Here is a 14629-nt window from a genome sequence, read left to right on the forward strand (position 1 = left end):
CGTTGGCGTCCAGGCACAGTCCGGACTGGACGCCGGTGATGGTGCCGTCGGGGTTGACGTTCCACTGCTGGTTGTTCTGGCCGTTGCAGTCCCAGATGATGACGGCGGTGCCGTTGGTGGTGCCGCGTCCGCTGGCGTCGAGGCACTTGTCGCCGTGGACGGTCAGTTGTTTGTCTGCGGTGTAGGTCCAGGTCTGTCCGGCTGCGCCGGTGCAGTCCCACAGTTGGGTCTGGGTGCCGTTGGTGGCGCCGGAGACGGTCAGGCAGCGGCCGGACTGCGCGCCCACGATCCGCTGACCCGTGGGCGGTGGGGTGGTGCCCTGCGGTCCGGCCGACGCCATCACGTCCTGGGCACCGGAAGGCCAGTTGCCATTGGTGACCGTGACATTGCCGGAGACCACGTTGCCTCGGTCCCCGTTGGTCACGTTCGTGCTGCCGTTGGTCGACCAGTTGTTGGTGACGGTCCAGTTCCCCATGTTCTCGCCACCCCAGTAGTTGGCCGTCGCCCACGTACCGGTGTTCGAGAAGACATTGTTGCTGGCCGTGTAGTACTTCGAGCCCTCGTCGAAGTACACCCCGAAGTGTCCGTTGGTCCGCAGGCAGTGGTTCCGGCTGATCTGCGCGCTCGGGTTCCATCCGAGCGTGTAGATGCAGCCACCGTCGTTCATCTGCTGCATCACATCGTGGATGTAGTTGCCGATGAGCCGGTTGTTGGACGCGGTGGTCGGCGTCGTGTAGCGCGGCTGGTAGTTGTACAGGCCCCGGTTGGCATAGTGGTTGCTGCCGCCCGCGTCGTTGGCGCCCCAGCCGTACCCGATCGACATGCCGGAGTACGGCATGTTGTAGACCTCGTTCTGGGCGACGGTGCTGTTGGTGACGTACGTGGTCAGGACGGAGACGATGCCCCGGTAGTCCGCTCCGAGGTCGTGGATACGGTTGTTGCTGATCGTGATGTCCCTGTTGACCATGCGCTGGTCGCTGGGGTGGTGGGCGTCGGCGCGCACGCCGCCCACGAGGATGCCGCCGGCTGAGCTCCGGGCGATCTCCGACCGGGTCACCGTGATGCCGCGGGCACCCAGGCCGACGCCGCTGGCGTGCGCGCCCGCGTCGTTGCCGATGCCGATGGCCGTCTGGCCCAGGTTGACGAACCGGGAGTCGCTGAAGGTGATGGTGTTGGCGGCGGAGATCTGCACGGCGGCCGGCATCTGCTGCCAGTGCGGCCGGGCCGCCTCGAACTGCGTGCAGCCGTTGTGGCAGGAGTCGAAGCTCGGCCAGCTCCAGTTGCCGGAGATGTACGCGCCGGTCTGCTGGTCTACGTAACCCTGGTTGCTGCTGGGGCCCAGCCAGCTCGTACCGGTGAAGGTGATCCCGCTGAACGTGACGTGGTGCGCCGGCTCGCCGTACGTGCCCCCGACGCTCACCAGCGACTGCAGCCTCGGCAGTTCCACGCTGGCGGTGCTCATGTTCTGCCCGGCCCGGGGGATGTAGTACAGGGCTCCGGCCGTGGGGTTGAGGTACCACTCGCCGGGCGAGTCCAGGAACTCGTACGCGTTGGACAGGTAGAACGGACCGGCCCGGTGCGGCCGCATCAGGGTGTCGTAGCCGAAGTTGTTGTTGTTCCACGCCGGCTGCTGCATCGTGATGAAGTTCGCACTGATGCTCTGCACCGGCGAGTACCGGTCGGTGAAGGAGTTGACGCTCTCCACCTCGACCCGGCTCTGGTCGGCCAGGTTGTTCAGATAGCTCAGCGCACCGCTCGAGAACCTCATTCCGGCGCTGGAGGCCGTGAAATCCGCCCTGTTCACCTGTGTGCGTGCCCGGGTGGCGACGGCGCCGTCGACATAGAGCTGCCGGGTATCGAGGCCGGCGGGCACGTCGGCCTTCCAGATGTTCTTGGCCGCGTCGGCCACCGACCAGCCGGTGACCGCCCGGGCACCGGTGATCACCGGACGCGCCGACGGGGCGGCCCGCCACACGACCGTGTGACCGCCTGAGCCGGAGTCCTCCGCCGTCAGCCGCAAGGGTTGGGCCAGCCGGTACACACCGTCGGCCAACTGCACCACGATGTCGTCCGACATGGCGTCGTTGAGCGACCGCACCGCCGCCTGCGCGGCTGTCAGTGAGCACGGCTGCGCGCTGGAACAGTCGGTGCCGGTGCCGGACGGCGAGACATACAGAGTGAGGGGGGCTGCGGACGCGGGCGCGGGGAACGCCATGACGGCGGTCGCGGTCAGGCCGGCTGTGGCGGCTCCGGCCAGCAGCCGCCTTCGTATCCTGAGCGTTGTGAACACCTTTTCTCCTTGTGGGGGTTCCCGGGCAGAAGGGGATGACGGCGCGACCGGGGTACTCGGCGTGCGGGCGCGACCCCTATGACCCGGTCAAGGGAGCGTTTTCCAGTCCACGGAGGACAGTTCGGAGGTAGGACAGCCCGTCACGGGCGAGGGTGTCCTGCGACGGGGCAAGCGGCCGCCAGATCGAGGCGGCGGTGGCGATGGCCTCGTTCTGAGCGGTGAACGACTCGATGCACACCGCGCCGCCGTAGCCGGTCGTGGCCAGGCCGGCGAGGAAGCGTGGCCAGTCGAAGTGGTCGGCGCCCGGGGTGCCGCGGTCGGTGCCGCTGACCTGGACGTGCTTGAGGTGCGGACCAGCCGTGACGAGCGCCTCGTAGGGATCGGCCTCCTCGATGTTCATGTGATAGGTGTCGATCATGAGACCGACGTTCGCGGGCAGGCCGTCGATCAGCTCCACCGCCTGCTCGACCGTGTTGACGACGCTCGTCTCATAGCGGTTGAGGGCCTCCACGCCGATGCTCACGCCCCGCTCCCCCGCGTGGTCGGCCACTGGCCGCAGGGCACGGCGGACGTCCGCGTAGCAGGCCGCGCGCTCCACCGGTGACATGCGCCAGGTCCGCCCCACCGCGGCGTAGACCGGGCCGCCGACGCAGGGCGCGCCGACGGCCACCGCACTGTCCACACACGCCTTCAGGTACGCCACGGTGGAGGCGACGGCCTCCGGCGGCGCGTTCACGAGATCACGTCCGGGCGAGGTGACCGCACAGACGCCGACCGCGCGCAGGCCGTGCGCCGCCAGCAGGTCCCGGGTGCGGGCCGGGTCCCAGTCGCCGGGTTGCTCGATCGGCAGCTCGACCGCGTCGAAACCGAACGCGGCGATGCGCGGCACCAGTTCGGCCATGGCCGCGTCGTCGACCGGCGAGGCCCAGACCCACGGGTTGACACCGATGGTGTACACCGCACTACTTCCAGCGCCGCGGGTAACCGGGCAGGTCGGTGCAGCCGCACATCGCGTAGTGCAGCGGCGGCATGGTGGGGTCGACGTACTCGTCCAGGTTGTCCTGGGTGATGGTCGGCTGTGGCAGCTTCCACGGGTTCGGCACCTGCTCGCCGTCGAGGATCTTCAGCGCGGCGATGACCGGGGTGCGCCACTGGTAGGTCGGGTAGGTCGGGGCGATCGCCGTGAGCTTCTTGTCCTTCCACAGCTTCAGGAAGTCGAGCTGGTCCTCGCCGCTGATCGGCGGTACGGGCTTGCCGGCGTCCTCGAACGCCTCGACCGCCGCGCCCGCGACCGCCCCGGCGTCCATCCAGACGCCGTCGATCGTGCCGTACCGCTGGATGTAGTCGTTGACGATCTTCTTGGTCCTGGCCGGGTCGCCGTCGGTGAACTCGACGCCGACGACGTCGACGCCCGCCTTGTCGAAGGCGACCTTCGCCGCGGACCAACGGGTCTCCAGCACATCGACGCCGGGCAGGATGCGCAGCGCGAGCACCTTGCCGCCCCGCGTCATCTTCCGGGTGACGAACTCCGCCGCGACGTGGCCGAATCCGTAGCCGCCGATCGGGTTGATGAACGTCGCCGGGCAGGTCGTGTCGACGCCGCGGTCGAAGACGATGACCGGCAGGCCCTTCCGGCAGGCGGCCTCCACGGCCGGGGTGAGCGTCGCGGTGGTGTTCGGCGAGACGATGAGCGCGTGGCAGCCCTTGCCGAGCAGGTCGTTGATGTCGGCGATCTGCTTCTGGTCCTTGCCTTCGGCATCGACGTGGACGAACTCGGAGATCCGGCCGCGGTGCGTGTCCACCTCGGCCCGCATGGTCTTGAAACCGACCTGGCGCCAGGGGTTGTTCAGCCCGGCGTTGGAGAAGCAGATCTTGTACGGTCCGGGCTTCTTGAACTTCGCGGTCTGCACCATCGTCGGGTTGAGCGCCTGTTCCCAGGGCTTGCCGGCCGGCCCGGTGGGCGCGGCGTCCAGGAGCGCGAGCTGCTCGTCGTAGTCGGCCCGCACGAAGAACTTCGACTGCTCCCCGGTGCCCGACCCGGTGCTTGCGGAGGGCGAACCGGTTGCGCCGGTCGTGGGCTCGTCGGTGGAGCAGCCGGCCAGCACCAGTAAGGCGCTCACGGTCAGCACCGTCATGGAATGCCTCACTGAATCCCCTTCATCTGGACGGGAAACGGAAGGACGCCGCCGCCACGGCGAGCAGGATGATCGCGCCCTGGACGGTCGGTTCGAGGGCGCCGGAGACGCCGTAGAAGTTCATGAGCGTGAAGAGCGTCTCGAGGGTCAGCGCGCCCAGCATCGCGCCGACGACCGAACCGCGGCCCCCGCCCAGAGCGACACCGCCGAGGACCGCCGCGGTGATCGCGCCGAACTCGAGGCCGGCACCGGCCTGGAACGACACTCCGCTGTACCCGCCGATCAGGACCGCGGCGAGCGTGGCGGCGACTCCACTGAGGACGAACGCCATGGTCTTGGCGCGCCACACGCGCACGCCGCTCAGCTCGGCGGTCCGCGGGTTGCCGCCGACCGCGACCAGGGTGCGGCCGAAGTCCGAACGCGTCAGCACCAGCGCGAGAGCGGCCGCCGCCAGCAAGATGATGAGGGCGTACGGTATCCGGCCCAGCGCGGGCACGTCCTCGAACGCCGACCGGCCGAGCCGGCGGAACTCCTCGGAGAGGCCGCCCTTCGGGGCACCGTCGGACCACAGGTACACGGCACCGACGAGGATCAGGAACATCCCGAGGGTCGTGATGAACGACGGCACCCGCAGCCGGGTGGTGACGAGGCCGTTGACGAGCCCGACGGCGACGCCGAACGCGAGCAGGAGCACGACGACAGGCCAGCCGGCCGACGGATCGCCGTCGATCAGCCGGGCGGCGATGACCACCTGCGCGGTGACCAGGGAGCCGACGGACAGGTCCAACTCGCCGGAGACGATCACGAAGTACTGGCCGGCGGCGAGCAGGACGACCGGCGCGGAGCGGCCGAGGAACGACATCAGCGACGGCGGCGAGAGGAAGTCCGGTTGGCGGGCGGTCAGCAGAACCAGCAACACCGCCAGGATCACGAGGATCGGTGCGAGACCGCCGGAGCGGAACTCAAGGAGCCGCGGTGGGCGCGCGATCTGCATGCTATGACGCCTTTCGCATCGCCCGGCGGGCGTAGACGGCGACCGCCGCGATGATGATCACGCCGCGGATCACCTGCTTGAAGAACACGTCGACCTCGAGCTGGTTGAAGACGGCGTCGATGCTCGCGAGCAGCAGAACGCCGCCGACCGTGCCGACAACGCCGCCGCGCCCGCCGGCCAGGGCGGTGCCGCCGAGCACCACCGCGGCGATCGACTCCAGGTCGTACAGTCCCTCGGTGCCGACCCTCGGTGCGCCGGCGCCGAGACGACTGGCGAGGTAGATCCCGGCGAGGCCGGCGCAGAGGGCGCACAGCACATGGGCGGTGACGAGGACCCGGCTGTTCCGCACGCCGGAGAGCCGGGCGACCTCCGGGTCACCGCCCACGGCGATCAGGTGGTGGCCGAGGCGGGTGCGCGCCAGCACGAACCAGGCCGCGGCGGCGACGGCGAGGAGCAGCAGGAACGACAGCGGCACCGGGCCGATGCGCTGGTACCCCAGGCCCTGCACCAGGGCGGGTGCGGTCTTGCCGGCCGGGCCGTCGTATCCGTTGTCGAGGTATCCCTTCAGCAGCAGTCCGACACCGACGGTCGCGATGAAGGGGTTGATCCGCACTGTGGTGACGAGCAATCCGTTGACGAGGCCGATCGTGGCGCTGACGGCGAGCGTCAGGCCGATCCCCGGCAGCAGCGCACCGTCGTCACCGGCCATGGTCTCGGCGGCGACGAGGGTGCTCAGGCTGACCACGTACGCCACGGACAGATCCAGCGAGCCCCCGACGACGACCAGCGTCTGGCCGACCGCGACGAGGCCCAGACCGGCGGCGACGTGCAGCAGGCTCACCGTCGTCGGCACGCTGAACAGCCGGCCGCCGTCGACCGTGACGATGAGCCAGCCGATCGCCAGGGTGAGGACCAGGGCGACGAACACGCCGGGCGGGGTCCATCGGGCCGGCGGGGACAGCGCGCCGCTCATCCGGCCGCCTCCCCCACGGTGCCGACCGCCAGGGCGACGACATCCTCCTCTGTCGCGCCGGCGGGCAGCTCGCCGGCGATCCGGCCGTCGCGCATGACGATGATCCGGTCGCTCATGCCGAGCAGCTCGGGCAGCTCGGACGAGACCATCAGCACGGCGGCGCCGTCGCGGGCCAGCCGGCGGACGAGATCGTGGATCGCCGACTTGGCGCCCACGTCGATACCCCGGGTCGGCTCGTCGAAGAGCAGGATCCTCGGGGCGAGCGCGAGCCACCTGGCCAACACGACCTTCTGCTGGTTTCCCCCGGACAGGAAACGGATCTCCTGGTCCTCCCCCGCAGCGCGAAGCTCGACGGCCGCGAGCAGCTCCCGGACCCGCGCGGTCCGGGCACCGCGGCCGACCGGGCCCGGACGGACGGCGCGGCCGGCCAACAGCGCGTTGTCGAGCACCGACTGGTCGGCGACGATCCCCTCGCCCTTGCGGTCCTCGGAGACGTAGGCGATACCGGCCCGTATCGCGGCGCGGGGCGAGCGCAGCCGGACCGGCGCTCCGTCGAGGGTCACCTGGCCGGTGCTGAACGGTGCGGCGCCGAACAGTGCGCGGGCCAACGCCGACCGGCCGGAGCCCTGCAGGCCGCCGACGCCGAGCACCTCGCCGGCGCGCAGCCGTAGGTCGATGCCGCGCAGCTTCCGGTTTCCTCCGCCCCGGACAGTCAGCCGCACCGGGCCCAGCTCCTGCGGCTTCGCCGGGGCGGGGTAGTAGCTCGAGAGCTCGCGGCCGACCATGTGGCGCACCAGCTGATCGGCGCTGGTGTCCGCGGTGTCCAAGGTGGCCACCGCCCGGCCGTCCTTGAGCACGGTGATCCGGCTGGACAGGTCGAAGACCTCCTTGAGGCGGTGCGAGACGTACAGCACGCCTATCCCGTTCTCCTGCAGCCGCCGTACGAGCGCGTAGAGCTGGTCGACTTCGTGGTCGGCGAGAGCCGCGGTGGGCTCGTCCATGATGAGCAGCTGCGCGTTGAGGGCGAGCGCCTTGACGATCTCGACCACCTGTTGTTGCGCCACGCCGAGTCGTCCCACGCGCGTGTCGGGCGGTAACGAGCCCTCCCCGATCGAGGCGAGGAGCCCCGCGGTGTGGCTGAGCATCGCCCTACGGTCGACGAGCCCGCGGCGCAGGGGCTCGCGGCCCAGACAGACGTTCTCCGCGACGGTGCGCTCGGGCAGCAGGGTCAGCTCCTGGTAGACGATGCCGATACCGGCCTGTCGGGCCTCACGCGGGCTGCGGAACGTCCGCGGTGCGCCCTCGAACTCAACCGTTCCCTCGTCGGGCTGGTGGACGCCGGACACCACCTTCATGAGCGTGGACTTGCCGGCGCCGTTCTCGCCGACGACCGCGTGCACCTCGCCGGGCCGGACCTGGAGGTCGACGCCGTCGAGCACCCGCACGCCGAGGAACGACTTGCCGATGCCTCGCAGAGCGAGCAGCGGAGACGGCAGCAGGCCAGACATCGTGGGAACCTCTGCATTCGCGTCGTCAGGTCGAATAGCCGCGAACTTTCGCCGGACGCGATGGCGACATCGCGGCCCCGAGGGTAAATGCCTGGATGAGTGCCTGGCAATACCAGCAGACATCAGCGATTGATATGCCAAAATCTGTTATCGAATCGGCCCGTCCACGGTCGCGCGCCAAGTCACGACGACTGATGCGCAAAATGTGTTATGGAATCGGCCTGACGACAGTCGCGCGCCGAACCACAACGATTGATGCGCAAAAAGTGTTATGGAATCGGCCGCACCCGATTCATATTGACTGTTGCGATACCCCGCTGCATGCTGGCCGGCAGACCACGGGAGACGGTCGCATCTGGTGTGACTCCCCTTGCTTCCGTAGGGACTTGACTGCCCGTCACGGCGGACGGGACGACGAACTGACGGCACACGCGTGCCTACGACGCGCTCGGGCACTCCGGCGCATCTTCAGGTGCGGCCGACGCGTGCCCGTGGTCATGCCATCGTTGCTCCGCCGAAATAGGAGACGGCATTGCGTCGCATCATCGTTATCTTCGGGGCGATCGCGAGCGTGCTCCTGTCGCTCGTCGTCGCCCAACCGGCGTCAGCGGCGCCGGCCTTTCGAGCCCTGCTCTTCACGAAGACGGCCGGTTACCGGCACGATTCGATCCCGGCCGGCCTGTCGATGTTCCGGGAGCAGGCGGCGGCCAACGACTTCGAGTTGGTCCACAGCGAGGACTCGAGCGTTTTCACCCCGGCAAACCTCGCGACCTTCGACGTGCTCATCATGTTCCAGACCTCGGGAATGGTGTGGACCACGGCGGCCCAACGCCAGGCGGTGGAGGGCTACCTCGCCAGTGGCAAGGGCATCGTCGCGATCCACAACGCCACAGACATGGGCGTCGAGAACGAGTACCCGTGGTGGGACCAGACCATCAACGGCGGCGCACACATGCCGGAACACTCCCCCGGCGTGCTGCCCGGCACCGCCATCGTCGCGGACAAGAAGCACCCGTCGACGGCCGGCCTGCCTGACCGTTGGAACCGCAGCGAGGAGTGGTACAACTTCGACCGCAACCCCCGCGGCGACGTCCATGTCCTGGTCACCGCGGACGAGCGCACGTACAACCCGGGCCCGCGCGCCATGGGGCCGGACCACCCCATCTCCTGGTGCCGCAACAGCGGTGGCGGCCGCGTGTGGGCCACCGCCATGGGGCACAGCAGCGCGGCCTACAGCGAGACCCATTTCCGCAACCACGTCCTCGGGGGCGTCAAGTGGGCGGCCGGCAAGGAGCCCGGCGACTGCGGCGGCACCGTGTGGAGCAACTTCGAGAAGCGCACCCTCGACGACAACACCGCGGACCCGATGGCCCTCGCGGTCGCCCCGGACGGGCGGGTGCTCTACGTCCAGCGGGGCGGGCAGGTGAAGATCTTCAAACCGACCACGAACAGAACTGTGACAGCCGGCACGCTCAGCGTCTACACCGGCGGCGAGGACGGCCTCACCGGACTGGCGCTCGACCCCGACTTCGCCGACAACGGCTACGTATACCTGTATCACTCCCCGGCCGGAGTCCCGAACGACATCAACCGGGTCTCCCGGTTCACGCTCACCGGCGACACCCTGAACCTGTCGAGCCAGGTGACGATCATCGACATCCCCGCGACCCGGGACCGCACGTTCGCCGAGCCCGGACACACGGGCGGGTACATCGAGTTCGGCCCCGACAAGAACCTCTACATCGGCACCGGGGACGACGTCCCGCCGAACCTCGACTCCAACTGGCAGGGCTACGCCCCGCTGGACTGGCGGCCGGGCAAGGCCAACCTCGACGCCGCCCGCACCGCCGGCAACACCAACGACCTGAGGGGCAAGCTCCTGCGCATCCGGCCGTCGGCGGGCGGCGGCTACACCGTCCCGGCCGGCAACCTCTACCCGCAGGGCACGGCGCAGACCCGGCCGGAGATCTACGCGATGGGCTTCCGCAACCCGTTCCGCTTCTCGATCGACCCGGAGAACGGCTGGGTCTACCTCGCCGACTACGGCCCGGACCGGAACCCGCCCGCGACGAACCGCGGCCCCGAAGGGCTCGTCGAACTCAATGTCATCAAGTCCCCGGGCAACTACGGCTGGCCCTTCTGCCACGGCGACAACCAGGCCTACGCGCCCTACAACCCGGACACCCGCGTCGTCGGCCCCAAGTTCAACTGCAACGCGCCGGTCAACAACTCACCGAACAACACCGGCCTGACCAGCCTCAAGCCGATCGTCGCGCCGAACATGTGGTACGGCTACGGCGTCTCACCGAACTTCCCCGAACTCGGCTCCGGCGGCTCGGGGCCGATGGGCGGCCCGGTCTACCGCTACAACGCCGCGAACCCGTCCGAGACGAAGTTCCCGCCCTACTACGACGGGGTCCACTTCTTCTACGAGTGGTCGCGCCACACCGTCAAGGAGGTCCACTTCGACTCCGCGACCGCCGTCACCCGGACCAACCCCTTCATGCCCGCCGCCAAGTTCCTCAAGCCGATGGACATGGAGTTCGGGCCCGACGGCTCGCTGTACCTGCTCGAGTGGGGCACCAACTTCGGCGGTGGCAACAACGACTCGGGGCTCTACCGCATCGACTACAACCACGGCGGACGGTCGCCGATCGCCAAAGCCACCGGAACGCCCACCAACGGGGACGCGCCACTGAACGTGCAGTTCAGCAGCGCGGGGTCCACGGACCCGGATCCCGGCAGCACGCTCAGCTACCACTGGACGTTCGGCGACGGCACCACGTCCACGGCGGCCAACCCGTCACACACCTACACCGCCAACGGCAACTACACCGCCCAGCTCAAGGTCACCGACAACACCGGCAGGACGGCCTTCGCCAACGTGCCGATCACCGTGGGCAACACCGCACCGAAGGTCACCATCACGATTCCGCCCAACGGCGGCATGCTGGACTTCGGCGACCGCGTCCCGTACAAGGTGTCCGTCTCGGACCCCGGCGGCGCGCCCATCGACTGCAGCAAGGTGTTCGTCAACCCCGCCCTCGGCCATGACGACCACCAGCATGAGACCACGGACTACCCGGGGTGCTCGGGCACCATCGACACGAAGGTGCTCGGCGGGCACCCTGACGGCGCCAACCTGTACTACGTCCTCAACGCCCGCTACACCGACGGCGGCGGCCCCGGGGGTGCGAACCCGCTCACCGGCTACGCTCACGCGATCCTCCAGCCCAAGCACAAGCAGGCCGAGTTCTACACGGACCAGTCGGGTGTGCGGGTCGTCGAGCAGGCCGGCGCGGAGAGCGGCAAGCGGGTCGGCGACATCTCCGACAACGACTGGATCGCGTTCGACCCGATGAGCCTGTCGGGCATCACGAGCGTGCGCTACCGCCTGTCGTCGCCGAGCGGCGGCGGATCGATCGAACTGCGCGCCGACTCCCCGACCGGCACACTCCTGGCCACGACACCGGTGCCCAGCACCGGCGGCTGGAACGACTACCAGTCCACGCCGGCGGTGAACACCGCCGATCTCGCCGGCTCGCACCGGCTCTACCTGGTGTTCAAGGGCACCTCGAACAACTGGTTCGACCTCGACTCGCTCATCTTCGGCGGCAACGGGGTCGGCGAACCGGGCAGTGGCGGCGGTGGCGGCGTGGCCGGTCGGACCTGGACGGTCGCAGCGCAGCACAGCGGCAAATTCATGGACGTCAGCGACGCCTCGACCGCTGACGGCGCCCAGATCGTCCAGTGGCCGGCCACCGGCGGCAACAACCAGAAATGGCAGGCCGTCGACGCCGGTGGCGGCGCCGTCCACCTGAAGGCGGTGCACAGCGACAAGTGCCTCGCCGTCACGGGCGGGTCCACCGCCCAGGGCGCGTTCCTGCAGCAGTCCACTTGCAACAACAGCGACCCGCAGAAGTTCCTCGTCACACCGACCACCACGGTGGGCGTGTACACGGTGAAAAGCCTCCCCAGTGGACTGTGCGTCGACGTCAACGGCGGCTCGACGGCCGACGGCGCACGACTCCTGCAATGGAGCTGCCACGGCGGCACCAACCAACAGTGGCGGTTCACCGCCGTATAGCCCGTCCTGACGGGATGCCCGGCGCGGTCGCGCGCCGGGCATCCCTCCCTACGAACAGGTGAGGAACCGCCATGGTGTTTCGGATACCTCGGCCCCGCCGGTACGGACGGCTGGCTGCGCTGGGCACCGTCCTGGTGCTCGTTGCCGGTGCCGCCACCGCGGTGGCGGCACCGATCGAGCCCGGGCAGAGCGCCCCCGTCGTGGGCGCGCAGTCCGGCCGCTGCCTGACCGTCCCCGGCGCCGGCACCACCAACGGCACCCAGACCCAACTCTGGGACTGCACCGGCGCAGCCGGCCACTGACCGTCCACGGAAACAAGTGCCTCGACGCCAGCGGACGCGGCACCACCAACGGCACCGCCGTCGTCATCTGGGACTGCAACGGCCAGAACAACCAGCAGTGGAACGTCAACCCCGACGGCACCATCACCGGCGTCCAGTCCGGACTGTGCCTGGACGCCAACGGGCGGCGCGGGCACGTGCGACATCTACGCCTCGGGCGGCACCCCCTGCATCGCCGCCCACAGCACCGTACGAGCGCTCTACGGCACCTACAACGGCAACCTCTACCAGGTCCGGCGCTCGTCCGACAGCACGACCCGGAACATCGGCGTCCTGGGCGCCGGTGGCACCGCCGACGCGACGGCGCAGGACTCGTTCTGCGCGGGGACCACCTGTGTCATCACCGTCATCTACGACCAGTCCGGCCGCGGGAACGACCTGTGGTACCAGGGATCGAGTGTGGTTCCCGGCTCCCCCCAGAGCCGCCCGGCGATCGCGACGTCCGAGTCACTGGCGGTCGGCGGCAGCAAGGCCTACTCGCTCTACATCAACCCCGGCAACAGCTATTGGCGGGACGGCCACCTGACCGGCGTGCCGACCGGCAGCGCCCCTGAAGGCATGTACATGGTGACCAGCGGCACCCATGTCAACGGCGGCTGCTGCTTCGACTACGGCAACAGCGAGACGACCCGAGCGGCCGACGCGGCCGGAGCGATGGACGCCATCAATTTCAGCACCCAGTGCTGGTTCGGCGGGTGCGCCGGCAGGGGCCCCTGGGTCCAGGCCGACCTCGAATGGGGGCTCTACTCCGGTGGCAGTCAGACCTGGAACCCGAACCAGCGGGCGTTCACCAGCAAGTTCGTGACGGCGATGTTGAAGAACAACGGGACGAGCCGTTTCGCGCTCAAGGGTGGGAACGCCCAGGCCGGAAGCCTGACCACGCTCTGGGACGGCGCGCTTCCGCCCGGCTACAGCCCCATGAAGAAGCAGGGCGCCATCATCCTCGGCAGCGGTGGTGACTGCTGCAAGCCCGGCGGCGGCGCGAACCTCAGCGCCGGCACCTTCTACGAGGGCGCGATGGTGTCCGGTTACCCGTCCGACGCAACCGAGAACGCGGTACAAGCCAACATCATCGCCGCCGGCTACCGCTGAGTCGCTCCGTCCTGCGCCAACCAGCGCCGGACGCGAGCATGGGCGGACGGGTGAAGGCGGTACGTGACATCACGTGCCGCCTTCACTCCCTTCCCGGCGAACCGGGCGCACCACTTCCATCAGCGTGGTCCTGCCGATTACCGAGGAGCTCAGAGATGAGACGGATCTTCATGGCGGTCGCCGCGGTGCTCGCCATCGCGGTGGCGTCGCTCGGAGGGCCGGCGGTCGCGTCGCCGGCAGCCGCTGCCACGCTCGTCGAGGTCACCAACTTCGGCACCAACCCGACGAACCTGCGCATGTACCTGTACGTGCCGGACCGCCTGGCGGCGCGGCCCCCCGTCGTGATCGCCTCGCACTACTGCGGGGGAAGCGGCCCGGCCTTCCACAACGGAAGGCCGTACGCCTCGCTGGCGGACCGGTACGGCTACATCGTGATCTACCCGTCGGTGACGCGCAGCAGCAAGTGCTGGGACGTCGCGTCGCCTCAGGCACTGCGGCGCGGCGGAGGCAGTGACCCGGTCGGGATCATGTCGATGGTCGACTACGTGAAGCAGCGGTACCCCGTGGATCCCGCCAGGGTCTTCGCCGTCGGTGAGTCGTCCGGGGCGATGATGACCAACGTCCTGCTCGGCCTCTATCCGGACGTGATCGCCGCGGGTGCCTCGATCGCCGGCGTACCGTTCGCCTGCTTCGCCACGACCAACGGCTCGGAGTGGAACTCCGACTGCGCCCAGGGGCGGATCACTAAGACCCCGCAGCAGTGGGGTGACCTGGTACGCAACGCCTACCCGGGGTACACCGGGCCGCGGCCCCGGATGCAGATCTGGCACGGCACCAACGACGACATCCTGCGGTACCCCAACTTCGGGGAGCAGGTCGAGCAGTGGACGAACGTGCACGGCCTCAGCCAGACGCCCGTGTTCACCGACTCGCCGAAGGCCGGCTACACCCGCACCCGGTACGGCGGTACGGGCGGCGCCGCGCCGGTCGAGGCGATCAGCCTGCAGGGCCGGGGGCACGGTCTGCCGGACGAGTCCGCGGAAACCATCCGCTTCTTCGGCCTCGACGCCACGCCGCCCACCACCCCGCCGCCGCCCACGGGTCAGCAGATCGTGGGCGCGCAGTCCGGCCGCTGCCTGACCGTCCCCGGCGCCGGCACCACCAACGGCACCCAGACCCAACTCTGGGACTGCACCGGCGCAGCCGGCC

Annotated in this window: 8 protein-coding genes and 1 pseudogene; 3 read left to right on the plus strand and 6 right to left on the minus strand. The window is 69.3% G+C overall.

All coding sequences use genetic code 11. The annotated features are described in order from the left end of the window. From IE97_RS0137510 to IE97_RS0137535, 6 genes are all read right to left on the minus strand, one after another. On the minus strand, positions 1-2215 hold a 2215-nt coding region (locus IE97_RS0137510), incomplete at its 3' end, for a ricin-type beta-trefoil lectin domain protein (protein WP_037845401.1). Positions 2216-2366: 151 nt separating this feature from the next. Beyond that, a complete protein-coding gene (locus IE97_RS0137515; protein WP_030251935.1) occupies positions 2367-3248 on the minus strand; it encodes a sugar phosphate isomerase/epimerase family protein in 882 nt (293 codons plus the stop codon). A 4-nt stretch (positions 3249-3252) separates the two neighbouring features. Then, entirely contained in the window at positions 3253-4425 is a 1173-nt protein-coding gene (locus IE97_RS0137520; RefSeq protein ID WP_030251940.1) for an ABC transporter substrate-binding protein, read from the minus strand. A 22-nt stretch (positions 4426-4447) separates the two neighbouring features. Next, a complete protein-coding gene (locus IE97_RS0137525) occupies positions 4448-5419 on the minus strand; it encodes an ABC transporter permease (RefSeq protein ID WP_030251943.1) in 972 nt (323 codons plus the stop codon). Position 5420: 1 nt separating this feature from the next. After that, positions 5421-6392 (minus strand): ABC transporter permease, encoded by a 972-nt coding sequence (locus IE97_RS0137530; protein ID WP_030251947.1) that lies wholly within the window; start codon positions 6390-6392, stop codon positions 5421-5423. Then, positions 6389-7900 carry a sugar ABC transporter ATP-binding protein gene (locus IE97_RS0137535; protein WP_030251951.1) on the minus strand — a complete coding sequence of 504 codons (1512 nt, stop codon included), beginning with the start codon at positions 7898-7900 and terminating at the stop codon, positions 6389-6391. Before IE97_RS0137535 ends, IE97_RS0137530 begins: the two co-directional genes overlap by 4 nt. A gap of 532 nt (positions 7901-8432) precedes the next feature. Between IE97_RS0137535 and IE97_RS0137540 the strand changes: the two genes are divergently transcribed. The 3 genes and pseudogenes from IE97_RS0137540 to IE97_RS0137550 form a co-directional block, all read left to right on the plus strand. Beyond that, complete coding sequence (locus IE97_RS0137540) at positions 8433-11987, plus strand: ThuA domain-containing protein (RefSeq protein WP_030251954.1); 3555 nt, start codon at positions 8433-8435, stop codon at positions 11985-11987. A 71-nt stretch (positions 11988-12058) separates the two neighbouring features. Continuing rightward, positions 12059-13420: pseudogene (locus IE97_RS39005) on the plus strand (arabinofuranosidase catalytic domain-containing protein). A 155-nt stretch (positions 13421-13575) separates the two neighbouring features. After that, positions 13576-14629, plus strand: a 1054-nt coding sequence (locus IE97_RS0137550) for a PHB depolymerase family esterase (protein WP_199809857.1), incomplete at its 3' end; no start/stop codon positions are given.

This window comes from Streptomyces sp. NRRL S-455 (assembly GCF_000717875.1).
Taxonomy (GTDB): Bacteria; Actinomycetota; Actinomycetes; order Streptomycetales; family Streptomycetaceae; genus Streptomyces.